At 59.8% G+C, this 23,842-nt stretch carries 21 protein-coding genes; 8 read left to right on the forward strand and 13 right to left on the reverse strand.

Going from position 1 to position 23,842, the window contains the following annotated elements; genetic code table 11:
• Positions 1-45 precede the first annotated feature (45 nt).
• From dprA to BUQ81_RS00915, 4 genes are read left to right on the forward strand one after another with little or no spacing between them, the layout of a single operon-like run.
• The gene (gene dprA, locus BUQ81_RS00905; RefSeq protein ID WP_074200521.1) at positions 46-1,140 is read left to right on the forward strand and encodes a DNA-processing protein DprA; all 1,095 of its coding nucleotides are present in this window, start codon (positions 46-48) and stop codon (positions 1,138-1,140) included.
• Positions 1,141-1,199: 59 nt separating this feature from the next.
• Complete coding sequence (gene topA, locus BUQ81_RS00910) at positions 1,200-3,593, forward strand: type I DNA topoisomerase (protein ID WP_074200522.1); 2,394 nt, start codon at positions 1,200-1,202, stop codon at positions 3,591-3,593.
• Positions 3,594-3,631: 38 nt separating this feature from the next.
• On the forward strand, positions 3,632-3,778 hold the full coding sequence (locus BUQ81_RS08685; RefSeq protein ID WP_159432245.1) for a hypothetical protein: 147 nt from the start codon (positions 3,632-3,634) through the stop codon (positions 3,776-3,778).
• Positions 3,775-4,182, forward strand: a complete 408-nt coding sequence (locus BUQ81_RS00915; RefSeq protein WP_074200523.1) for a hypothetical protein — start codon at positions 3,775-3,777, stop codon at positions 4,180-4,182. The genes BUQ81_RS08685 and BUQ81_RS00915 overlap by 4 nt, the downstream gene beginning before the upstream one ends.
• Positions 4,183-4,329: 147 nt before the next feature.
• On the opposite strand, the gene BUQ81_RS00920 is transcribed toward BUQ81_RS00915, so the two are convergent.
• The 8 genes from BUQ81_RS00920 to BUQ81_RS00955 all read right to left on the reverse strand — a co-directional run bounded on the left by BUQ81_RS00920 (position 4,330) and on the right by BUQ81_RS00955 (position 13,164).
• Entirely contained in the window at positions 4,330-4,947 is a 618-nt protein-coding gene (locus BUQ81_RS00920) for a prepilin-type N-terminal cleavage/methylation domain-containing protein (protein WP_074200524.1), read from the reverse strand.
• A gap of 188 nt (positions 4,948-5,135) precedes the next feature.
• On the reverse strand, positions 5,136-7,949 hold the full coding sequence (locus BUQ81_RS00925; protein ID WP_074200525.1) for a bifunctional diguanylate cyclase/phosphodiesterase: 2,814 nt from the start codon (positions 7,947-7,949) through the stop codon (positions 5,136-5,138).
• Positions 7,950-7,991: 42 nt separating this feature from the next.
• On the reverse strand, positions 7,992-8,423 hold the full coding sequence (hisI, locus tag BUQ81_RS00930; protein ID WP_074200526.1) for a phosphoribosyl-AMP cyclohydrolase: 432 nt from the start codon (positions 8,421-8,423) through the stop codon (positions 7,992-7,994).
• Positions 8,420-9,514 (reverse strand): 3'-5' exonuclease, encoded by a 1,095-nt coding sequence (locus BUQ81_RS00935; protein ID WP_074200527.1) that lies wholly within the window; start codon positions 9,512-9,514, stop codon positions 8,420-8,422. The genes hisI and BUQ81_RS00935 overlap by 4 nt, the downstream gene beginning before the upstream one ends.
• A gap of 82 nt (positions 9,515-9,596) precedes the next feature.
• Positions 9,597-11,102: a sensor domain-containing diguanylate cyclase gene (locus BUQ81_RS00940; protein ID WP_084188168.1), complete on the reverse strand. Its 1,506-nt coding sequence runs from the start codon at positions 11,100-11,102 to the stop codon at positions 9,597-9,599.
• A 122-nt stretch (positions 11,103-11,224) separates the two neighbouring features.
• Positions 11,225-11,836 (reverse strand): superoxide dismutase, encoded by a 612-nt coding sequence (locus BUQ81_RS00945; RefSeq protein ID WP_074200529.1) that lies wholly within the window; start codon positions 11,834-11,836, stop codon positions 11,225-11,227.
• 73 nt (positions 11,837-11,909) lie between these two features.
• Positions 11,910-12,200 (reverse strand): YcgL domain-containing protein, encoded by a 291-nt coding sequence (locus BUQ81_RS00950; protein WP_074200530.1) that lies wholly within the window; start codon positions 12,198-12,200, stop codon positions 11,910-11,912.
• Positions 12,201-12,399: 199 nt separating this feature from the next.
• A complete protein-coding gene (locus BUQ81_RS00955; RefSeq protein WP_074200531.1) occupies positions 12,400-13,164 on the reverse strand; it encodes a DUF4395 domain-containing protein in 765 nt (254 codons plus the stop codon).
• A 157-nt stretch (positions 13,165-13,321) separates the two neighbouring features.
• On the opposite strand from BUQ81_RS00955, the gene BUQ81_RS00960 reads away from it, so the two are divergent.
• The 4 genes from BUQ81_RS00960 (at position 13,322) to apbC (ending at position 17,693) form a co-directional block, all read left to right on the forward strand.
• On the forward strand, positions 13,322-14,302 hold the full coding sequence (locus BUQ81_RS00960) for an NAD(P)H-binding protein (protein WP_074200532.1): 981 nt from the start codon (positions 13,322-13,324) through the stop codon (positions 14,300-14,302).
• Positions 14,303-14,371: 69 nt separating this feature from the next.
• A complete protein-coding gene (locus tag BUQ81_RS00965) occupies positions 14,372-15,622 on the forward strand; it encodes a multifunctional CCA addition/repair protein (protein ID WP_074200533.1) in 1,251 nt (416 codons plus the stop codon).
• Between the two features lie 112 nt (positions 15,623-15,734).
• Positions 15,735-16,517, forward strand: a complete 783-nt coding sequence (locus BUQ81_RS00970; RefSeq protein WP_074200534.1) for an elongation factor-1 alpha — start codon at positions 15,735-15,737, stop codon at positions 16,515-16,517.
• 96 nt (positions 16,518-16,613) lie between these two features.
• The gene (gene apbC, locus BUQ81_RS00975) at positions 16,614-17,693 is read left to right on the forward strand and encodes an iron-sulfur cluster carrier protein ApbC (protein ID WP_074200535.1); all 1,080 of its coding nucleotides are present in this window, start codon (positions 16,614-16,616) and stop codon (positions 17,691-17,693) included.
• Positions 17,694-17,729: 36 nt separating this feature from the next.
• On the opposite strand, the gene hybE is transcribed toward apbC, so the two are convergent.
• The 5 genes from hybE to BUQ81_RS01000 form a co-directional block, all read right to left on the reverse strand.
• A complete protein-coding gene (gene hybE, locus BUQ81_RS00980; RefSeq protein ID WP_074200536.1) occupies positions 17,730-18,317 on the reverse strand; it encodes a [NiFe]-hydrogenase assembly chaperone HybE in 588 nt (195 codons plus the stop codon).
• A complete protein-coding gene (locus BUQ81_RS00985; protein WP_074200537.1) occupies positions 18,314-18,853 on the reverse strand; it encodes a TorD/DmsD family molecular chaperone in 540 nt (179 codons plus the stop codon). The genes hybE and BUQ81_RS00985 overlap by 4 nt, the downstream gene beginning before the upstream one ends.
• A 323-nt stretch (positions 18,854-19,176) precedes the next feature.
• A complete protein-coding gene (gene nrfD / locus BUQ81_RS00990; protein WP_074200538.1) occupies positions 19,177-20,133 on the reverse strand; it encodes an NrfD/PsrC family molybdoenzyme membrane anchor subunit in 957 nt (318 codons plus the stop codon).
• An 11-nt stretch (positions 20,134-20,144) separates the two neighbouring features.
• A complete protein-coding gene (locus BUQ81_RS00995) occupies positions 20,145-20,918 on the reverse strand; it encodes a 4Fe-4S dicluster domain-containing protein (protein ID WP_074200539.1) in 774 nt (257 codons plus the stop codon).
• A gap of 10 nt (positions 20,919-20,928) precedes the next feature.
• On the reverse strand, positions 20,929-23,727 hold the full coding sequence (locus BUQ81_RS01000) for a molybdopterin-dependent oxidoreductase (protein ID WP_074200540.1): 2,799 nt from the start codon (positions 23,725-23,727) through the stop codon (positions 20,929-20,931).
• Positions 23,728-23,842 lie beyond the last annotated feature (115 nt).

Genomic DNA, 23,842 nt, shown 5'->3' on the forward strand with positions numbered 1-23,842 from the left:
GACTGGTTTGATTGCCCCATTATATCGAAGGCGCTGGGAGGCGGTGTGACGGTAGCGGAACTGACATTCTGGCAACAGGTGCTCTACGCGGATCTGCCCCTGCAGAAGGTGCAGGCCCTTCTGGAGCAGGCAGGCGACTTCGAGCAGGCGCTCACGCTGGATCAGGCTGCGCTGGTGCAGTGTGGGCTGAGCGAAAATCAGGCGCGGCGTTTTTGCGAGCTTCAGCCCACAGACGGGCTTGAGGCTTGGCTGGACAAGCCGGGGCATGTGCTGCTGCGTTGGCAGGACGACGCTTATCCGTCCCAGCTGAAGGTGTTGGACGATGCGCCACCGCTGCTGTTTGCCATGGGTAATGTGGGGCTGCTGCAGGCGCCGCAGTTGGCCGTTGTGGGCGGGCGACATGCCACCCGCGAAGGCTTGCGCACGGCGGAAGAATTCTCCAGGGTGCTCTCTGAGGCCGGGCTGACCATTACCAGCGGGCTGGCACACGGGATCGATGCAGCGGCACACCGGGGGGCGCTTCAGGGCATTGGCAGCACCGTTGCCGTGCTGGGGACCGGTATCGATCGCATCTACCCGGCCGCCAACAAGCCGCTGGCGCATGAGATCGCTGCCAGGGGGCTGATTGTGTCCGAGTTTCCCCAGGGAACGCGGCCGCTGGCGCGCAACTTCCCGCGGCGCAATCGCATCGTCAGCGGCCTGAGCCTGGGCACGCTGGTGGTGGAGGCGGCAGAGCAGAGTGGTTCGCTGATTACCGCACGGCTGGCCATGCAGCAGGGGCGCGAAGTCTTTGCCATTCCCGGCTCCATTCACAATCCCATGGCGAAGGGCTGTCATCGTCTCATCAAGCAGGGCGCGACGCTGGTGGAGTCGCCGCAGGAGGTGCTGGAAGGGCTCAGCAATGTATTGCAGGCCGAGTTGATGCTGGAAACCTCAGCGCCAGGTGCGCCGCAGGCATTGCCGACGGATGCCGAGCAGCGGCAGTTGCTTTCGCAGCTGGACTTTTCCCCCATCAGTCTGGATGAGCTGGCGGTGTTGACCAAGTGGCCGGTGAGTGCCTTGCAGAGCACGCTGCTGGGGCTGGAACTGGAGGGCTGGATTGAGGCGCTGCCAGGCAACCTGTATAAAAGAGTGCGTTGATCTCAAAATTTTCGGCTACCTTATTAAAAAGAAACAACAGCCATTTATAAAGGACACGCATGAAAAACCTGGTCATTGTGGAGTCGCCGGCGAAGGCGAAGACCATTGAAAAATACCTCGGCAAGGACTTTACCGTCCGCTCCAGCTACGGCCATATCCGTGATCTGCCCAAAAAGGGCATGGGTATCGATATCGAGCATGGTTTTGAGCCCCATTACGAGATCACACCGGACAAAAAAAAGGTGGTCAACGAGCTGAAGAAGCTGGCCATGGGGGCGGAAACCGTCTGGCTGGCAACGGATGAGGACCGCGAGGGGGAGGCCATTGCCTGGCATCTGGCCGAGGCGCTGGGGTTGGACAAGGCTTCCACCAAACGCATCGTTTTCCACGAAATCACCAAGCCGGCGATCACGCAGGCCATTGAGGCGCCGCGCACCATCGACATGAACCTGGTGGACGCGCAGCAGGCACGCCGCATTCTCGACCGTATCGTCGGTTTCGAGCTGTCGCCCATCCTATGGAAAAAGATCCGCACTGGACTGTCGGCGGGGCGCGTGCAGTCCGTTGCCGTACGTCTGATTGTGGAGCGCGAGCGGGAAATCGAGGCGTTTGAGCCGGAGGTGAGCTTCCGCATTCAGGGTGAGCTGGTGCTGCTGGATGACGCCGGCCAGCCTGTAGATACGGTAGCGGTGAAGCTGCCGAAGGCCTTTGCAACGGAAAGCGAGGCGCACGCCTTTCTCGAGGCGGCGGCCCGTAGCCAGATGAGGGTGGCGCGGGTGGAGGAGAAACCGGCGAAGCGCAGCCCGCGGCCGCCGTTTACCACCTCCACCCTGCAGCAGGAAGCCTCCCAGAAGCTGGGCTTTTCCGTGAAGCAGACCATGACGCTGGCGCAGCGGCTGTATGAGGCCGGCAAGATCACCTACATGCGAACCGACTCGGTCAATCTGTCCGATATCGCGCTGGCACAGGCGGCAGGGGTGATCGAGCGCGAGTTCGGCAAGGACTATGTGCAGGTGCGCAAGTACAAGAGCAAGAGCGCCAATGCGCAGGAGGCGCACGAGGCGATCCGCCCCACCGATCTGAGCGCGAAGGTGGTTTCGCAGGATCGCAACGAACAGCGCCTGTACGAGCTGATTCGCAAGCGCACGCTGGCGTCGCAGATGGCTGATGCCCGCCTGCAGCGCACCACAGTGGACATCGCCCTGAGCGAGCGGCCGGAAATGCTGCAGGCCAAGGGCGAAGTGGTGGTGTTCGACGGCTTCATGAAGGTGTATGGGGTGCCCGGCAGTGAAGAGGACAGCGGCCTGCTGCCGAAGATGCATGAAGGGCAGGCGTTGAAGCTGGGGACGCTGACGGCACGGCAGAGTTTCAGTCGTGGGCCGGCGCGCTACAGTGAGGCGGCACTGGTGCGCACACTGGAAGAGCTGGGCATTGGCCGCCCGTCCACCTATGCGCCCACCATCGACACCATTCAGCAGCGCGGTTACGTGGTCAAGGAAGATCGCGAAGGGGTGGAGCGCGCCTATCGGGTGCTGAGCGTGGACGAAAGCGGTGCGGTGGCGTCGGAAACGCGCACGGAAACCACCGGCGCCGAAAAGGCCAAGCTCTTCCCCACCGACATCGCCGGTATCGTCACCGATTTTCTCATGAAGCACTTTGCCGACATCATGGATTATCAGTTCACCGCCCATGTAGAGGAGGAGCTGGACGAGATTGCCGCTGGCGAGCTGGCGTGGCGCAAGATGCTCTCCGAGTTCTACGCCAAATTCCATCCGGAAGTGGAAGCGGCCGAGCACGTCTCCCGCGAGGAGGCGGGGCAGGTGCGCCAGCTGGGCACGGATCCCAAAACTGGCAAGCCGGTGATGGTCAAGATCGGCCGCTTCGGCCCCTATGTGCAGCTGGGCGATGGTGGCGAAGACGGCGAAGAAAAGCCGGTTTTCGCTAGTCTCTCTCCCGGTCAGAAAATGGATACGCTCACGCTCGAGGATGCGCTCGAGCTGTTCAAGCTGCCGCGGGAACTGGGTGAAATGCCCGAAGATTTCAGCGTCGAAGCGGCGGACGGGACGGTGTTCGCCGTGCACAAGGGCGCCAGGCTGATCGCCAAACGCGGCCCCTTCGGGCCCTATCTGGAGTTTGGGCCCAAGCAGTATGCGCCGCTCAAGGGCTATGACCCCCTGTCGATGACGCTGGAGGAGGCGGTGGATGTGGTCAAGGCGCATCTGGCCGCGCAGGCGGACAAGATCATCCGCAGCTTCCCGGGCACCAATGTGAAGATTCTCAAGGGGCGCTGGGGGCCGTATATCACCGATACGGAAACCAAAAAGAACGCCAAGATCGCCAAGACGGAAGATCCCATGGCGCTGACGTTGGAAGAGTGTCAGAAGCGCCTCGATGAGGCGCCGGCGGCGAAAAAACGCGGGCGTCGCGCGCCGGCACGCAAAAAGAAATCCTGACGGACATTTGGGCGGACTAAATCACAAGGGGGCGGGACATGCCGGAAAAAAAGCGCCTTGATCTTGGTCTGGCGATATTTGCCACGCTGGTGGCAACGCAGCTGCTGGTGTGGGCGTGGCGGCATCACTGGCCTGCCGTCAGCCTGGGGCATGTGCGCCATCTGTTCCCAGGGGGCCGACCTTGAAGCCGCGCAGGCTGTACGGATTCGCCCTGCTGGGGCTGCTGGCCTGGCTCGGCACGCTGCCGTGGATTGCAGAAATTCTCGCCTATGGGCTGAATCAGCCTGCCCCGAGTTGGGTCGATTTTGTCGTGGTTGGCGCGGTGGGCATGATGGCGCTATCGGTGCTGCTGTGGATCTGCGCCCTGTGCTCCGGCTGGCTGGGCAGGCGCATGCGCGTGTGGCTGCCAGGCGTGCTGCTGGGCACCGCGGTGTACGGCTGGCTGGCGGTCAACGTGGTGCTGCAGCCGCAGGCCGTGTTTACGGACTGGTCGATGCTGCCACGCATGCTGGTGTCCATCGCGCCGCTGGCGCTGGAAGGGTGGCTGCTGATCAGCCTGCCCCTGTACTGGAAATTGACCCGCCTGTAGGGGGGTCCCCGACTTTTTTAGAGTCCGATTTTTTTGCGGTTGCAAAAATGCGGGGGCAGTGTGGCGTATCAGCGCCTTTTTGAGAGACATTGAGGGTGCTGAAAGAAAAAGCCCGCCTGGGCGGGCTTGGCTCAGCCGAGCGATGGATCAGTTGATACGGTAGTAGTACCGCTGCGCTCTCAGGTATTCACCGGTGGTGGCATCACAGAAGTTCGCGTTGGTGGTATTTTGCGAAATCATGCTGCCGCTGGAGCACTTGCCGTCATCGATCTGCCGATCAAGGATGTTGAGCAGTTCAGGGTCGACATTGCCATTAACATACACCCACACACCGGTCTGGTTAGCAACGGTAGAGCTGAAAAGCGACATGGGTGCATTGGCGAGCTTGTCCTTGGGCTGGGGTTGCGCTTCCGCCGGGTCGCCGTTGAGGAAGTTGGCGGCACGCAGCATGCGGATCGCCTTACAGCTTTCATCATCGTCATTGTCACAGACGCCGCCATTAATAGTGCCATTGCCGTTGCCGCCGGTGATGTTCCAGTTGGCTGGAATGCCGCTATTCATGTCACCGGGCATGGCGCCATAGCGGTCGATAAAGCCAAAGTAGGCGGTCTGGTAGCTTTGCAGCAGCTGCGCTTCGCCTTTCACCTTGGCGCTCTTCATCAGCTCCTGACCCTTGAGCACGCCACCCAGCAGCAGGCCGATGATCACCAGCACGATGGCCACTTCCACCAGGGTGAAACCCTGTTCTTTTTTACGCATTGTCATGGTTGCGCTCCTTTGTTGTTAAACACTTACTTGTACTTGCCTTGCGGCAGGTTCGATTACATTATCAGCGCAAATTTGCAAAAGTGAGAGTAAAAAATTTTTACACCCCGCTCGGTAGCATACCCCATCCCCAGGGAAGGGGGGGACTCCTGAATTTTTTGCGGCGCGTTTTTCTGCGCCCGCTGTGCTCAGAGAGCCTGCGTCGGGGCGGCACGGAAATGGGCCTCCAGCGCCTCGCTCAGCAGCGGTTTGCTGAAATAGTAGCCCTGAAGCAGATCGACACCGATGGCTTCCAGTTCAGCAGCCTGCTCGGCGGTTTCCACGCCTTCGGCCACGGTAGTCATCTGCAGTGCATGGGCAAATTGCGTTATCTGTTCCACGATAAGCCGATCCTTGCGGGATTGCTGCATGCCCTGCACGAAACGCAGGTCGATCTTGATCTGATCCAGCGGCAGGCGGCTGATCTGTTCCAGATTGGCATAGCCGGTGCCGAAGTCATCCAGGGAGAGACTGCAGCCGAGCGCTTCCAGCCGGGCAATGGCGTGCTGAACGGAATCGGATTCTTCCATCAGCATGGTTTCGGTAATTTCGATGGTCACTTGAACGGGAGATACTCCCGTTTCTCCCAGCATGTTTTCCAGCCGCTCAATGGCTTTGGGACTGCGCAGGGTGGCGGCAGAGAGATTCAGGGCGAAGCTGCATCCTTCGGTCCAACCGTGCGCTTGCCACTGCTGCCAGGTTTGCAGGGCATGGGTGATGACCCATTCATCGATCTGATCGATGATGCCGATCTCTTCTGCCAGTGGGATAAAGCGCGCCGGTGAGATCCACTCGCCCTTATGTTGCCAGCGCAACAGCACTTCAAAGCTGCGCCATTCATGGCTGTTGCGGCTGACCTTGGGCTGCCAGGCCAGTTGAAAGGCGTTTTTGTGCAGCGCATCCTTCAGCGCACCAATCAGGTAGTCGCGCTGTTTGAGCTGTTGATGGAGTTTAGCATCAAACATCTTCCAGTCCCAATCACGCACCTTGTGCTTAATGCTGAGCATGGCAGCGTCGGCGTAGGTGATCAGGTCATTCCAGTTCTCGGCATGTTGGGGGTGGTGGGCAATGCCGATGCTGACACCGACGGTGAGTTCAATGTCATTGAGTCGGTAGGGCTTTTTGATACTGGCTGCGACGGCACGAGCGGTTTCTTCCACAGCCAAATCGCCGGGGAGGCAGATAAGGAATTCGTCCCCGCCGTAGCGCCCGGCGAAGGCCCCTTCGGGCAGGGCGGCTTTAATGCGATGGCCAACCAGGCGGAGAATGGCATCGCCAATGGGGTGGCCGAGTGTGTCGTTGATGGTCTTGAAATGGTCCAGATCCACGAACAGCAGCCAGAGCGATTGCTTGTTTTCCATGGCCTGTTGCAGCAGATCAAGGAAGGTGTGGCGGTTGTGCAGGTTGGTGAGCAGGTCCATTCTGCTCAGGCGTTCGATTTCCTGACGGGCCTGTTCTTCTTCGGAGATGTCGGTGAAGATGCCCAGATAGCCCATGATCCCACCCTTGTCGTCTCTGAGCACGGCGGCGATCAGGCGCTCTGGATAGATTTCCCCGTTGGCACGGCGATTGTAGATGATGGTTGAGACCTGTCCTTTTTCTAAGAGGGTTTTCCAGAAGTTTTCGTAAAACGGCTTGTCATGGCGGCCGGAAGCAAGGATGCGTGGGGTTTTGCCCCTGATCTGCTCGGCAGTGTGGCCGGTAATCTGTTCAAAGGCTGGATTGACCGTGACGATGTGAGTGTCCTCATCGAGGATCATGATGGCAACCGGGGCGCATTCAAATATCTGTGCATAGATGCGCAGCTCCCGTTGCTGTGCCTGCAGCTGGTGCAGCTGCTGCTCGAGGTTGTCGATCAGGCGGGAGAGGGCACGGGAGAGCACACCCACTTCATCGTGGCGGTCAAAGGTGGGTAGCTTGACGTTGCGGTCACCTTCATTGATGCGCTCGGCTTCCCGCGTGAGCGCTTCAATGGGACGGAAGAAATATTCAACCAGGCCAAACATGGTGGCAGAGATAACAGTCAGGGCAATGAGAAAGGCCCACAGGGTCTTTTCGGCAAGGTCACGCGCCGGTGCAAATGCAACCTCAGTGGGTTCGCGGACGGCGATAATCCAGTCCAGGCCGGGGAGCTGGTTGGCGACTGCGTTGATGAAGGTGGTCAGATAGGGTTGATGGGTATCCGGCCAGGTGACAATGCCATGCCAGGCCTCCTTGTCACGCACTTGCTGAAAACCGGGTAGGCTGGCAAAAGTCATTGCTTTCGAGGGCAGATTTTCGGTGCCCATCAGCAGATGCCCGTCGGGGGTTAAAACCATCAGCTCATAGGCGTTGTTTAGATCGCGGATTTCTTCGAGTACCCGCTTGCGGGCAGCAAAGGCAAAATCCCAGCCGAGGTGCATGCACAGTACGCCCACCACTTCGCCCTTTTCGGTACGCAGGGGGGCGGAGATGTCCACCAGCCGCAGTGGCAGGTCGTCCCATTTGGGCTTGGGCATGATTTTCGCCAGCAGAAAGGCATCGTGTACATTACCGAAATGCAGACCCCTGATGCCTTTGATAAACCAGTCGCGATGGGCGACGTTCTTGCCTTCCAGCAGCCCCTCCGTGCCCACGAGGATATTGCCGGCAGTATCGGTAAAGCCGATCCAGGCAATGGTTTTGTCAACTGATTTGGCGCGTTCGAGAATCCTGCGCTTGCGCTGCGCAGGAACCGTTGTATCTGCAAGGAGCGACAGATTGCTGAGCAGCTCGACCTGCCGGGCATGAGTTTCCATGGTGGCCTGGAGCAGATCGGAGAGGCGCTCGGCCAGCTCAAGCTGGGTTTGTTCGATTTCCTGACGCAGCAGCGTTTCTGCATGACGGTGCTGATAGGCGTAGAAACCGCTTAGCACGACGGCCAGACTGACCAGCAGGGCTGCCAGCAGCTTGAAGCGGATGGAGTGCCAGTTTAAGGGGTGCATAATGCCAATTTTTGTAGGGTTGGAATTATGTTATCAGTTTGTCTATTTACTGTATAGCGTGGCCGGGTCAATGAGCGGGGCTGTGAGGATCTGCGCCGGCTCGGGATAGAGGCGGGTGTAGAAGCAGCTGCGGCGGCCGGTGTGGCAGGCGGGGCCGGTCTGATCCACCAGCAGCAGCAGGGTGTCGCCGTCGCAGTCGATGCGGATCTCTTTCAGAAGCTGAACCTGCCCGGATTCTTCGCCCTTGCGCCACAGCTTGCCGCGGGAGCGGGACCAGTAGCAGGCACGGCCTGTTTGCAGCGTTTCACGCAGGGCGGTTTCGTTCATCCACGCCAGCATGAGCACGTCTTTGCTGTCGTATTGCTGCGCAATGGCGGCCACCAGCCCGTTGTTGTCCCATTTGAGTTCGGCGATGAGGGTGTCTGTATCCAGCTCGGTGCCGGGCGAGAGGGTTTCGCGATCCTTGTAGCTCATGATTTCGCTTTCTGTTTGGCCTGGGCAAAGGCCATGGCCAGCAGGTTGTTGCTGACCGGCTCGGCCTTTTTCTTCTCTTTTTTCGGCTTGGGTGCCACATCGCTGGCGCGCCCCTTTTCCAGCATGGCCTTAAACAGGGTCATGGTGGCGCGGGCATCGTCCAGCGCATCGTGGGCATCACCGGGAAACGGCTCAGCGACGATTTTCTCGTAGGCGTCGGTAAGCTTGGGGGTCTTGAAGAACCAGTACATGCGCTCGGAGTGCCAGCGCATGGCGCCGATCAGGTCGCGGGCCAGCTCGGCCACGTCCAGCCAGGTGTTGTAGTCCAGCTCGAACGGCAGCTGTTTCTTGCTGGCGGTGTTTTCCAGATAGGCGAAATCGCTCTCCGTGCTGTAGGCGAGCACGATGTCGGCGTTCAGCAGGGCGTTGTGGATGGCGTCCCACGCTTGTGTTGCGTAGGGGGCATCGGCCACCATCTCGGTGGTGATGTTGTGCTTTTCGTTTTCCGGGATGTCGTAGCCCGGGTTGATGAGCTGGTTGAGCACCTCGTTGCCATCGGCGTCGCAGATGGAGACCTGAATGATGTCGGCTTCCGGTTTGGTGGAGACGTCGGTGGCTTCGATGTCGATGCAGACGATGTTCTTGCCTTTGAGTTCGTCGTTGAGCTGCTTGAGCTTGTAGAGCGCATCGATACGGCGCTGGCGGATCAGCTCCACCGCTTCGTTTTTGACAAATTCCTTGAGCAGCTTTTCCAGCGCCTGACGCAGACGGGGCAGGGAACGCTTCAGTGCCTCGCGCACGGCGTCATCCTCGCTGGCGCGCTCGATAAACTGATCGACCGAAACAACGGTGTCTTCCTCCAGCTGGATGGTGGCCAGCGTGGCGTCGAGCAGCTTTTTCAGGTCGAAGTCGTAGGCTTCCAGTGGTGGAATGAGTACCTGCCCCTTCAGCAGGGCGGTTTCCCCCTTGGCGGGTGAGGCCATGATTTCCACCCCGCGTAGGGTGAGACCGTCGGAGGCCGCCACGGCGACGAGGTAGTCCTTGAGGGGCTGATTGCGTTTATCCAGCAGAATGAGTTGTGCGTTTGACATGGTGTTGCGGCTTTTATGCAGTGGGAGGGGGTATTTTAACAGCCGCACGCACACAAGGGCGTGCGGCGTGCGCCGGGACCCATCATTCGGATTGAGCGGTGCTGCTCTGCTCTGCATCCTGGCATTTGGGCGGGTGATTGCATTCCACACGGTTGCGCCCGCCTTCCTTGGTGCGGTACAGGGCTTCATCTGCACAGGCGATCAGCGTGGTGTCGGGCGGCAGATCCGGGTCGGGAATGCAGGTGCACACGCCAATGCTGACGGTCAGGTGACCATTTGGCACCGTGACGTTTTTCTTGTCGAGCGCTTCCACCGCTTGACGGATACGTTCGGCCAGTGCGCAGGCGGCGTCGTGTGGCGTTTCCGGCAGCAGGACAGCCAGTTCCTCGCCGCCGTAGCGCGCCACCAGATCCGTCTGGCGCTTGACCTGCTGACGCAGGGTGGCAGCGACACTTCTGAGGATGTCGTCCCCGGCGAGATGACCGAGGGTGTCGTTCCAGCGCTTGAAGTGGTCGATGTCGATCATGATCAGGCTCAGCGGTGTCTGATTGCGCGCGCCCCGATACCACTCCCGCCGCAGGGCCTCGTCAAAGGCGCGGCGGTTGGCCAGCCCCGTGAGCCCGTCCGTCTTGGCCTGCAGGGCGAGTTGATCGCTTTTCTCCTGCAGCGCCCGCAGGGCTTCATTCAGCTGGAGCTGCTGGCGCCGAATCTGGCGCAGGCGCTGTTGCAGCATCAGGGTGAGCACGACGATGGTGAGGGTGATAAAGCCCCAGAAGGCCAGCACATGGACGGCGCTCTTGCGCTTGAAGTCGATCAGCCGCTGCCGGTCGACGACTGAGGCCACCTGCCATAGGGTGCCGGGAATGGGGGCGAACACCGCCTCTGCGGTCAGATCGGGCGACAGAAAGACTGGCTTGTGGGCGTTGAAAAGATTCAGGCGGTCGTGGTCGGCGGTCATCTCGATGAGCCAGCCCTGCGGCGAGCGGCGCACGATGTAGAGCGAATGCCCCGGTATCTGATGGTTTTTCAGCAGGGTGATGAACGGCGTGAGCGTGTAGCTGGCAAACAGATAATAGGGCTTGCCGCCGAGCTGCGCCGGGACCACCAGGTCATAGTGGTAGCGGATCGGGTTGGGGTGCACGCGGACGGGATGGCGGCCCGTTTCGATCAGCTTGCGGATGTCCGACACGCACACCTGATCGATGAAGCCTTCGAACAGATCGTCCTGCAGGATGAATCGACCCGTGCGCCCGTCCACGATGCTGAAGCCGAAAAGACCGGGCATGTAGCGCTGCAGGCGCTTACGCAGGTCGTGTTGCAGGGCGGTGTTTTCGGGGGCGCGCACCAGCTCGGTCAGCGCCTGGTGGTGGTCGCTGGCGAAGGCGCGCAGCACGGTGGCGTGGCGGCTTAGTGTGTAGTCGATGCTGGCGGCGGTGTTGCGTGCAAGAATCTGCGTCTGCTGGCGCTGCTGCGTCTGATAGAGGTGAATGTCCTGCTGATAGACCAGTGCGGCGATGGTGCTGGCGAGCACCATCAGCGTCACAGCCCCCAGGTGGAGGCTTCGATCGTTAAAAGTGAGGGATTTCATCAAATTAGTATAAGAAAAAAGCCGCCTCCGCGGCGACTTTTTGTCGGCTGGGCACGGCGTGTGCCGAAGGGTTGGATCCGTTGCGGCAAGCGCCTACCATCGCGACTACGCGCCCTGGCCGATCAGCCCCGTGCGGCGCGGAAGTTTTCTTCCACCTTGTCCCAGTTAACCACGTCCCACCAGGCCTGCAGGTAGTCGGGGCGGCGGTTCTGGTAGCGCAGATAGTAGGCGTGTTCCCACACATCCACACCCAGGATCGGCGTGCCTTTCACTTCGGCCACATCCATCAGCGGGTTGTCCTGGTTGGGGGTGGAGGTGATGGCCAGTTGGCCATTGTTATCCATCACCAGCCACGCCCAGCCGGAGCCGAAGCGCCCCAGGCCGGCCTGAATGAGCTGCTGCTTGAAGTTGTCGAAGCCTTCGAAGGTGTCGTTAATGGCGTCCTTCAGCTCACCCTTGGGTTCGCCGCCGCCGTCCGGGCCCATGATTTCCCAGAAGAAGGTGTGGTTCCAGTGGCCGCCACCATTGTTGCGCACGGCGGCGGGCACCTTGGAGGCCATGGCCAGCAGCTCTTCCAGTGACTTGTCTTCCAGCTCGGTGCCGGCAATGGCGTTGTTCAGGTTGGCAACATAGGCACCGTGGTGCTTGGTGTGATGGATTTCCATGGTACGCGCGTCGATGCTGCGCTCCAGTGCGTCGTAGTCGTAAGGCAGGTCAGGCAGTGTAAAGGCCATTGTTGATTCCTCCAGTGTTTTGGTTAATCAGTGCGCCACTATTTTACCGATTTCCGAGCATTACGGTCGGAAATCAGTCGGGTGCGCGGTCAAAGGAAAGATCGGGCAGGGTGATGTCGGCCACCTTTTCCTTTTCCGAAGGCGGCGTCTGAATGTAGTAGCCCTTGCTCTGAATGCTCTCCAGCACCTCGACAGGATTGGCGCGCGGCATGCGGCGCTCGGGCGTGAGCTCGAAGTCGATGACGTGCTGCGGCTCGCCGAAGAACACCAGCAGTTCATCCGGCAGGTCTTCAATGGCCGTTCCGGCAGGGATGTAGAGATAGAGTTCCTCGGTTTTGGGGCTTTTGTAGGCGGAAACCTGCATGAAGGCCGCTCCTTGAAATGAATGTGCGGCCTATTTTAGCGGCTGGAGCGCCTCTGTAACAGCTCAGCGCTTCCGATCCGGCGGCATTGGCGTGCCATTGCAGGGGGGGCGACAAGCAGGCTGGCTTGTTGCCGTTGGGGCGGCGGGTAAACTGCCACCCCGGTGGCTGCGCGCTACGGGCAGGCTTCAGGCAGCGACGTTAGCCGGACTGTTGGGCGTCCCGTTCCGCCTTGCGGCGGGCGATGGCGTCCCAGTCGATGTTGTTGCAGGCTTCGCACTCTTCCTTGAAGATGCCCACCTTAACCAGCAGTTTGTGAATCTGACAGCCGACGCAGAAGCCCAGCACGGTTTCTATCCACATGAAGCCGAGGCAGACCCACACCAGCGTCAGCGGAATCCAGTAGGGCATGTACTGCTCGGTGGTGGGCAGCAGCTTTTCGCCAGTCAGGTCGTTGACCCAGTGGGCGAAGACTTCCGGATTGAAGAATACTAGACACACGGCGATAAAGGTGGCGCCGAGCGTCCAGGCGAAGCGCTTGGGCACCAGCGGCTTCCATTCGGGCGGACGGCGTTTCGCCAGCAGGCTGGCGATGTAGATGGTGGGGGAGAGGCGCGAGGTGGTGACGGTCATGCCGGCGAGCATTTCAAACAGGGCGTAGAGCAGCAGCCAGGTCTGCAGTGAATAGTCGTAGGTGCGCTTGATGGCCTGCACCGCATAAATGATGTTGCCGTCCCAGTCGGTATCCATGGTATCCACGGCGGTATTGCCGTCCACGATCCAGTGGCTGCCGTAGATGGCATCCCACAGGGTGAAAGCCATGTAGATGGGGATAAACAGCAGAATGCCGGCGCGAATGCGCACGGCCACATCGTTGATATAGACGGGCTTTTCCTTCGGGTCGCGCAACCAGAGGTTGACGACCACGTCCCTGAGATCCTGGAAGAAAGTGCTGATGGCTTGCATTGTCGTATCCTCGCCTGAGTCTTTTCATTATGGTGATGGTTGATCTGCGATACAAATAAGTCGCGCTAATGGGGGGATAAGTTACCGCCCTGCGGCTTGACCTGTTCCGGAACAGTTCATAAGATGCACGGAATACCCTGTTTAAGGAGACGCTGAAATGCGCCTTGGAAACCGAATCGCCGTATTTGGCGGCAGTGGCTTTATCGGTCGCGAAGTGATGTATGAGCTGGCACACGCCGGTTATGAGCTGACCTGCTACGTGCGTCGCCCCGAGCGCTATCGTGATATTTCCCTTCTGCCCAATACCCGTGTGCGTGGCTGGACGCCGCTGGATGATTTGAGCACGCGGGAGGCCTTGGAAGGGCACACCATGCTGCTCAACCTGACCGTTGATCAGTCCGATACGCTGGAGGCCATTGCGCCCGAGGACTTCCCCGCGCTGGCGAAGCAGCTGCAGAAAAGTGCAGCCAAGGTGGGTATCCGCCGCATTTTGCATCTGTCCTATCTGGATGCCAATGCGCAGGCCGGTGGCGGCTGGGCCAAGCAGCTGGCGGAAATGGAGGCGGCCCTGCATGCGGTGCCGTCGGCGCAGACCACTACCTTCCGTACCAGTCTGGTGATCGGCGAGGGAGACGATAACAGCAGCCGCTACCGCGATCAGCTCAAGCGCATGGCGTTTGTGCCGGTGTATGGTGCCGAGTATCGCTTTCAGCCTCTGTGGGTGAAGGATCTGGCGCGTCTGATCAAAAATTGCGTGCGCAACAAGGCCAGTTTTGGCCAGCGCTGGACCGCGGTGGGTGACGATACCCTCACGCTGAAGGAGCTGGCGCAGGAGGTGGCCGAGATCATGGGTGTGGAAAGCCCGATTGTCTTTTCACCCTGCCCGCTCAATGCCCGGCTGCTGCTCAAGCTGGGGCCGCTGGCGCCGTCGTCGCTGCACCCGGCGCAGCTGATCACCCTGCATGGCGATCGCCTGGCGGACAATGCGGACTTTGAAACGCAGTTCGGCTTCAAGCCCACAGAAGTGGAGGTGGCGCTGAGCACCTATGTGACGCCCCACGATATCCGCCACCGCTACAATTTCTTCCGCAAGGAAGCGGGTCGGGATCTAAATGAACTGCCCAGGGAGCTTTTGTGAACGGGGCTTCAGGTTGTGTGAAGCGAACGGCGTGCACAGGCACGCCGTTTTTGTTTAGACGGATGCACCATGACTGAACCGAAAACCTATCTCGTAGGGGGTGCCGTGCGCGACGCCCTGCTGGGCCTGCCGGTCAGGGAGCGGGACTGGGTCGTGGTTGGCGCCACGCCAGAGTGGATGCTGGCGCAGGGCTTTCGACCTGTGGGCAAGGACTTTCCGGTGTTCCTGCATCCGCAAACGGGCGAGGAGTATGCGCTGGCGCGCACGGAACGCAAGCAGGGGCAGGGGTATCACGGCTTTGTCTTTCATGCAGCGCCCGAGGTCACGCTTGAAGAAGATCTTCGCCGTCGGGACCTCACTATCAATGCCATGGCGCAGGACCCGGAGACGGGGGAAATCATCGACCCTTATGGGGGGCGGCGGGATTTGGAACGGCGCATCCTGCGTCATGTGAGCGATGCGTTTGTGGAAGATCCGCTGCGTGTGCTGCGGGTGGCCCGTTTTGCCGCCAAGCTGGCGCGGTTCGGCTTCCGGTTGGCGCCGGAAACTCGGGCGTTGATGGAACGCATGGCCGCCAGCGGTGAATTGAATGCGCTGACCCCGGAGCGGGTGTGGAAAGAGATGGAAAAGGCGCTGCGCACGGACGCGCCGCAGGTGTTTTTCCGCGTGCTGCACGAGGTGGGGGCGCTCAAAGTCCTGCTGCCGGAAATCGCTGCCTTGGATGGTGTGCCGCAGCATCCCAAATGGCATCCCGAAGGAGATGTGCTGACACACACGCTGATGGTGGTGGAGGAGGCCGCGCGGCTGCGCAACGATGTGGCCTTGCGCTTTGCCGCGCTGGTGCACGATGTGGGCAAGGGGGTGACCCCACGGGAAAAATGGCCGCACCATCCCGGCCATGAGCAGGCCGGCGTCCCCTTGACCGAAGCCATCTGTGCACGCTATCGCCTGCCCAATGCCGTGCACGAACTGGCGGTGAAGGGGACACGCTGGCACGGCGATTTTCACCGTGGGCCGGAAGGCAAGTTGACGCCCGAGGCCATCGCCACCCTGTTTCAGCGGGTGGATCTCTATCGTAAGCCTGACATCTTTGCCCGTCTGCTGGATCTGGCGGAAGCGGATTATCGAGGGCGACTGGGTTTTGAGCAGACACCTTATCCCTATCGGGACTGGTGGGCCGGGCTGGTGGAGAGCGTGCGCGCGGTTTCGCCGCAGACTTTTGTGGCGCAGGGGCTGAAGGGCAAGGCCATTGGCGAGGCGGTGGCGCGCGCGCGCCTTGAGCGCATCCGCGACTGGGTGGGGCGTGCCACGCGCTCATAAAATATCATTATTCAATAATAGAAAAAAATTCTGTTGGTCAGCGTCGGCGCCCATGTGCATGATTGAACGACCAACGGTTCAGATCCATTCATTCAAACAGGGTGCACGATCCATGACAGAGCAAAACAACAATCTTGGTTGGCTTAACCTTACCAGCCTGGCCATGCCGGTAAAGGTGCTGTTTACCGGTTATCTGATGGCCATCGGTGTGGGCTTGATGATGGCGGGCCTGCAGATCATGTTGACCCATGGGATGGCGGACGGCAAGTTCGGTCTCTCCGTGGATGATATCGTTTACAGCTATTACGGCAATCGCTCCAACTCCAAGCTTGAAGCCAAGCTGAATGGCTCCATGAAGGACAAGGCGCCGCCGGCGGAGCGCCTGGAAATCATCAAGTGGGTGCACAATGGTGCCACTAAGGAAGAATGGGATGCGAAGATTCATGGCATTATGCAGAAGCACTGTGCCATGTGTCATGCACACACCCCCACGCTGCCGAATGTGGCCAAATACGATGAGGCCAAGAAACTGGCGGAAGTGGACCACGGCGCCTCCATTAGCCAGCTGACCCGGGTGTCGCATATTCACCTGTTCGGCATCAGCTTTATCTTCATGTTTGTCGGCTTTATCTTCAGCTTTGCCGTGGGCTTCAAGTGGTGGGTCAAGGTTGCGCTGATCTTTACGCCGTTTGCGTTCCTCGTGATTGACATCGCATCCTGGTGGCTGACCAAGCTGAACCCCGGCTTTGCCTGGTTCACTATCATCGGCGGTTTGGCCTATACAGCGGCCTCCACTGTGATGATTCTCACCAGCCTGTGGCAGATGTGGATCACCCCTTGGAAGAAGGGCAAGGTCAGCTGCAATGCCTGGTCTGGCGAGTGTGACAAGGCCTGAACTGTCACTACAGCAATCCTGTAACGCCCGGCTTGCCGGGCGTTTTTAATTTGCGAATGCGCGTGCCTGCGCGGTAGATCAGACAAGGGAAAGAGCATGGATGATGTATTGACAAGGCTTCACGACCCCTATCTGGGCGACAGCTTCGCTGCGCTGGGTGCCACGCTGGATGACGAGGGTAAGATGCTGAAATTAACCCTGCCCTATGCCGGAAAGGGCGTTGCATCGGCCCTGCAGGCGGCGATCAATGAAGCATGGGGTGAGCAGGCGCCCACCCTTGCGCTGGATGTTGATATAGCCACGGTCCCGCCAGCGGTGCCCAAACCGCCCATCGAAGGGGTGAAGAACATCATTCTGGTGACCTCGGCCAAGGGCGGTGTGGGCAAGTCCACGGTGGCGGCCAATCTGGCGCTGGCATTGGCGGCGGAGGGGGCGCGCGTGGGCGTGTTGGATGCTGATCTGTATGGCCCCAGTCAGGCGAAGATGTTTGGCGTGGAGGATCAGCGCCCCGAAGTGGCGGGTGATCGCATCAAGCCGGTGATCGGTCATGGGGTGCAGGTGGCCAGTATAGCCAATCATCTCAACCGCGAGGATGCGCCGCTGATCTGGCGCGGGGCGCAATTGCACAGCGCCCTGCAAACATTGCTGCGGCAGACCCAGTGGGACAATGTGGACTATCTGATTATCGATACGCCGCCGGGCACGGGTGACGTGCACCTGACCTTGACTCAGCAGATCCCCATTGCTGGTGCGGTGGTTGTTTCGACACCGCAGGAGATCGCGCTGCTGGATGCGAAAAAGGGGCTGAAGATGTTCAAGCAGCTGAGGGTGCCGGTATTGGGCGTGATTGAGAACATGAACATGTTCATCTGCCCCAAATGCGGCCACGAGGAGCATATTTTCGGTCACGATGGCGCGCAGTTGATGTCGTTGCAGTATCTGGTGAACTTCCTCGGTTCCCTGCCGCTGGATCGGCGCATTCAGGCGGAGACGGATGCGGGCAAGCCTACCGTGGTGGCCGAGCCGGACAGCCGCATTGCCGAGCTGTTCCGCGAGATGGCGCGCAAGGTGGGTGCGGCGGCGATTCTGGCCAGCCGCGAGCGCGAGGCGGTGGTGCCGCAGACCGAAGCGGATCTGCACGGCGGGCAGGTCAAAGAGATCAAGTGGAATCTGTAGGAGGGGGGTCCCCGACTTTTTTCGGGGATGATTTTTTCAGCTGCGCCAGCGACGTAGAAAATCCCGTCTGGAGACGGCTTTGGCGTCGTTTTCGGCGTTTTCCAGTGCCTTTTTCTCTTTTTCTTCCTGTTCGGCAAGAATGCGTGCGTAGGTTTCCTGACGGAAACGGATTACCCCGGCCCACGCCTCGAAGGCGGCGGCATTGTCGGCATATTGGGCCATGGATTGCACCAGTGGCTGCAGGTAGTAGTGGCCCAGCTGCGGATGATAGTTGAGAAACGCCTGCAGGCGCTGGCCGCCGAATTCGAGCTGCTGCTGCGGACCAATGACCACATAGGGTTCCTTTTCCCGCTTTTCTGCCGTCCAGTCCGGGTCAAGTGGCCATTTGGGTGCCTGCAGCGGGATGTAGAGCTGCGCCAGCATCCACGGTGTGAGAACAAAGCCGGTGAGCCAGTCGTCGATGCGCTTGAGGCCGCGCACCTCCACCTTTAGGTTGGGATTCAGCCCCCAGCCGCCCAGCAGGGGATCATTGAAAGACTCGGCCTGAATGCTTTTGAAAGCAGCAACGATTTTTTGCTGCGCGTCCTGCAGGCTGTCGGCCTTAACGAGTTGCCAGTCACTCATGCAAACAGCGCCTCCAGTCGCTTTGCCCAGTCGCGATACAGTTCCAGCTCGGCATGGATGCGCACTGCCTTGGCGAATTTAGGGATCCAGCCATGCAGGTGCTCCAGCAGTTCCACCAGCGTTTCTTCCTTGTCGGCGTGGTGGGTTAGAGCAAAGGCCAGGCACTCCAGTTCGCTGCCGAGGAAGTCGGCAGGCAACTCTGCGTCGGGAGTGAAGCCAAAGGCATCATAAAGGCGCTTAAGCGCCATGGCGCTTTCGCCGATCATCTGTCCTTCACGCCACACGGATTCAAATGGCACGCACTCGGTGTGCGGGCGACCACTGATAAACAGGCGCGTGTGTTCGGCCTGCCATTCTTCCAAGGGTGTCTCCCGCAGCTGTTCCAGCGCCGCATCACTCAGCCACGGCAATTGTGGCGCAATCTCTTCCAGCAGTGGCAGGGACTCTTCAGTGGGTTCGCCCAGCAATGAGGCGAGCAGGTGCAGCTCCTGCACGGTCTGGGTTCCATTCGAGGTGCTGTGTTCTTGATTTGTCATGATGTTATGAGCCGACTATTCCGGTTGGTGGTGCCATTGGGCTGTATAAGCATTCAGCTTGTGTTGCGCGTCACAGGTTCTGGCATTTTGTGATTGTATGTGCATTCAGTCTGTGTGCGCAGCGATTTGTGGAGGCGTATTAGTTGCTGTTAGCGTCAGCAGCGGAAAAGCGCAGCAGTTGTTTGAGCGAAGCGAGTTCTGCTGCGTCAGCTGCAAGCGTTACAGCAACTTGACGCCGAAACCATGAGCTCGCAGCACAGACTGAATGAATACATTAGGCGATGTTTGCCGGTGAAATGCCCCACATTTTGTGGGGCAGGTTGTCAGTGAGTGGCAAAGAACTGGGTATAGGGCAGTTCATAGACGCCGGCCAGCAGAATGAAGTGGCGCAGCAGGTAGCCGCCCAGCAGCACCAGCGTGGCAGAGGAGAGCACTACCGCAGCGGTTTCCGGAATCCACTTGCGCAGCGCCATCAGGTTGAGCACGAACGGTGCGATCAGACCGAGGCCGATAAAGCCATACACCCACCACGGATTGTTCCACAGGATCTCGTAGGAGACGCGTGCGTTTTCGTGGGCGTTGTAGGCCAGATAGAAGCCCAGCGCCATCACCACCAGCAGCTCGATGCCGATCATCCAGGTGTCCCACTTTTCGAAGCTGTGGCTCAGGGCGGTATTGCCGTCGCGGACGAATAGCTTTTGCAGAATGAGCATGAACGCCAGCGCGGTGGAGATGGCCGAGACGGTAAACAGCACCGGAATGCCGGTGTTGTGCCACAGATCCACCGCCGGGTAGCTCATCAGCAGCATGCCGGTATAAACGGCGGTGAATACCGACATGAAGATGGTCCCCCACGCCAGCGGCGCGGCGTACTTCTGCCCGAACCACTTGGCGAAGCGCCACAGACGGCACCAGCTGAGGAATCCGGGGGTTTCCATGTGGCCGATGGCATAAACCACGCCCCAGATCATGCCTAGCACGATCGACCAGGTGCCCCAGGCGATCCACGCATCCGGCTTGTAGAAGACGCCGATAAACACACGCCAGACGGCCAGATGATCCAGCAGGTGGTAGAAAAGCATGGCGGATCCCAGTGCCAGCATGGCGAAGCCGGCGAAGTTGCCCCACACCATGAGGCGGGTGTTGTCCTGGCCGAAGGCGCGGTAGCGATGGATCCAGGTAGCGATGGCCATGACCATCGCACCCATGCCGCCGAGGAACAGATAGACGGCGATGATCCAGTTCCATTGATCCTGTCCAAAGTAGTACATGTTTGGCATGGCGATTCTCCTTAAGCCTGATTCAGTGCAGCAAAGGGGCTGGCGGGGTCAAAGGGCCCAGCGGCTTCGGCATGCTGTTCGTCGCTGCGGGCAGGCACACCCTTGGGTCCCATGGGTTCAAGACCGCCTTCCTTGCCCATGCCGTCGAACTCATGGCGTTCGAAGTGAATGGTCTGATGCTTCACCGGGATGTAGTACACGTTGGGCTTGGTACCCAGGTGCGGCATCAGCGGCTGCGCCTGACCGGACTTGATCAGTTGGGTGACCGGATCGTTGGGATCGTCCAGATCGGCGAACATGCGGCTGTTGCCCACGCAGGTTTCCACACAGGCGGGCAGGCGCCCATCTTCCACGCGGTCGCGGCAGAAGTTGCACTTGTCCACCCCCGGGCGAGTTTTCTTCAGTGTTTCCTCGCCATACCACTCGCGCTTGGCGGTGTTGTCCTCGTAGTCGATGGCGTAGCGTTCGTCATAGGGGCACGCCAGCGTACACGCCTGGCAGCCCATGCAGATCTCGTCGTCCACATCCACGATGCCGTTGTCCAGCTTGTAGGTGGCGCCGGTGGGGCAGACGGTGACGCAGGGCGGGTTGTCGCAGTGATTGCACAGGCGCGGGAAGAAGATGCGCATGGTGTCGCCATCGCTGTCGCCGCGGGTGAGGTCGTGCACCTTGGTGCGCCACTTGTTGTCCCAGAAGGGGGTCTGGTTTTCGATCGCACAGGCGGCCATGCAGGCGTTGCAGCCGGTGCAGGTGTTCAGGTCGATGACCATTGCGTAATGTGCCATGATGCGCTCCTTATACCTTTTCCACGGTGACGGTGAACTCCTGCGAGCGGAAACCGCCCACCACCGGGTCGATCTTGTAGCCGATCACCTTGTTGATGGCGGAACCAAAGCCCGCGGCGCGGGTGAGCGCCTTGTTTTCGGTGCCGAAGGAGGAGTACATGAACAGTGTCTCCGGCTGCACGTTGCGGGTGACGTAGGCGTTGCCTTCCACCTGCAGGCTGTTGTCCTCGTTGTTGACGAGGCGGATACGGTCGCCGTTCTTGACCCCCAGCTTTGCCGCGCGGTCCGGATGGATCCAGATGCCGGTGTAGATGTCTTCCTTGAAGCTGTTGATGGCATACAGCACCGGGTTGTTGGCGTTGGTGGAGCCGTGGGATACCGTCGGTGACTTGCCGTAGGTGAAGAAGAACTCGTTGTCCTTCAGGCGGCGAGTGATCTGCTTGTTACCTTCCACGCCGGCCGGGAACCACTTGGCGAGCACATGGAAGTTGGGCGCGCGGGTGCGTCCGTTGACACGCATGCTTTCATACAGGGTGGAGAAGAACTCCAGCCGCCCGCTGCCGGTGGGCACAGGCATTTTTTCCGGCATGGCGCCTTCTTCAAGCAGTTCGTCCATGGTCTTGAAGTAGACCACGCCTTTTTCGCGCAACGCCTTTTCCAGTTCTTCCGGCGTCATGCCGTGTTTTTCGGCGGTCTTTTCAATGCTGAGCTTACGGTAGGCTTCGTGCCAGGGGGCATGACTGCCGGCCTTGACCATCTCTTCGTAGTATTGCCAAGCCTTGTTGGCGTCCAGGCCCACCAGCTTGTCCACGGTTTCGATAAAGCGCTTTACGCCCTCCTTGCCATTGAGGATTTCGCTCATTTTTACCAGGATGTCGGTGACTTCCATGGTGTCGTAGATGGGGTCGATGGCGCGGAAGCGGGTAGTGACGCCCAGATCCTGGTTTACACCATTGCCGTAGGTGGCCGGCTCGTCCCGCTCCAGATAGGTGGAGTTGGGCAGGATGACATCGGCGTAGGCGCAGGTGTCCGCGGGCAGGACGTCGATGGCGATGACCAGCTCCACGTTTTCGTGGGCGAGCAGATCTTTCCAGCGATTGTCGGAGAAGTAGTGGTGCACGGGGTTGGCGCCATTGATGAGGAACGCCTTGGCCATGTACTTGCGGCCGTTGTACTCCAGCTCGCCGCGTACCGCTTCGGGCAGACCCACGTCGGTCATCACCGGCAGGCTGACCCAGTCGTCGTTGCCCTTGGCACGCTGCATGGCGCCATAGGCAAAGCCGCGGTCGGGCATGCCGTGGGAGAAGGTATTCGGGTTGCCAAACACATCCACCACCATCTGGGCAAACGGCATGGCGCCGATTTCGGCCAGCGGGTGCTCGATCTCTTCGCCTTTGGCCTGTTTTTCGTACATTTTCATGACTTTTTCGCGCACTTCGGCGCCGTTCACCCAGCCGCCCTTGCGGTCGATACCCCCGATGAGCGCCTGCAGCTGTGCCTGCACGCGGCGCAGCATCTGAATGTTGTTGTAGCGTGCACCCATCCAGCCCGGGTCGATAATGGCCGGCTTGATATGGCTGAACTCCCATGCGATGCGCTCGATATCTTTGGCGGGAATGCCGGTGGATTTTGCCGCCCATTCCGGAGTGCAGAAGTCCACCTCTTCCAGTTGGGCTTCAAATACCGTCTTGGCCGGCTTGCCGTTGTGGGTCACGCCTTTGGGCAGGCGCAGCGCCGGATCAATGCGGTTGCCGTTGATGTCTTCGTCGTTGCGGTTGTGGAATGGTTTGACCGGACGCACTTCGGCGCGGATGGCGTCATACACCAGATAGTAGCCATCGGCATCCTTCACCAGTTGCCATTCGTTGTTGGCATCCTTTTCGATCAGGAAGGGCAGGTTGGTGTGCTTTTTACAGAACTCGGCGTCGTACCAGTCGTTGGCCATGATGGTGCGCATCATGGCGGTGGCGAAGTCTAGGTCGGTGCCGGGGCGGATGCGCACCCATTCGTCCGCCTTGGCGGCGGTTTCCGACAGGCGCGGATCCAGCACCACGATTTTTGCGCCACGCTGCTTGGCTTCGGCGGCGCGCACCACGCGCGGCGTAGAGACGGCACCCATGGAGCCGTTGTTGGCGATATACATGATGTATTTGGCGTTGTCGAAATCCGGCAGCACCTCATCGTGAATATTGAAGTTGCCGGTGACCGAGTCGGTACCCAGGTGACCGGTGGTCACGCAGTGCTGCATGGGGGAGGCGACGATATTGGGAATTTCGTTGCTGAGCACGAAAGAGACGGACCAGTTCATGTAGTACACGCAGTTGGTCCATCCGCCGACGACGGTCCATTCCCACGGCTTGATGCCTTTGGATTTTTTGGCGATATAGTCCCAGGCTTCGTCCCAGGTGGCCTTGCGGAATTTCCACTCGCCGCGCTTGCTGCCCTCGACGCGGATCAGGGGGGTCTTGATGCGGTCCGGGTCGTAGGTCTGGAATACGCCGGACTGCCCACGGGCGCAGGCGCGACCGCGGTTGAGGGTGGAATAGGGGTTGCCCTCCAGCTTGACGATGCGGCTGTGTTCACCATCTGTGAGCGTGCGCACTTCGATATTGCACAGGGACGAGCAGAAGTTGCAGATGGTGTGGTGAAACTCTTCTTTCAGCGTGCCGCGCTTCTTTTCCGGGAACATGAGGTCTTCCAGGCTGCTGGGCAGGTGCGCGCTGGCGGTGCCGGTCGCGGTGGCGGCGGCAGCGGCTGCAGTGCCCTTCAGAAAGGTGCGGCGGGTCAGTTTGGGAAAGCGCCAGGCCATAAAGTGCCTCCTGATCGTCGTATAATTGATAGAAATACATACTTCCAGCCGGGAAAAGGGATGTGAAGCAATGACTGGATAAAACAAACTTATGATTTCCCATTATATTGACCTA

The organism is Sulfurivirga caldicuralii (assembly GCF_900141795.1).
GTDB lineage: Bacteria > Pseudomonadota > Gammaproteobacteria > Thiomicrospirales > Thiomicrospiraceae > Sulfurivirga > Sulfurivirga caldicuralii.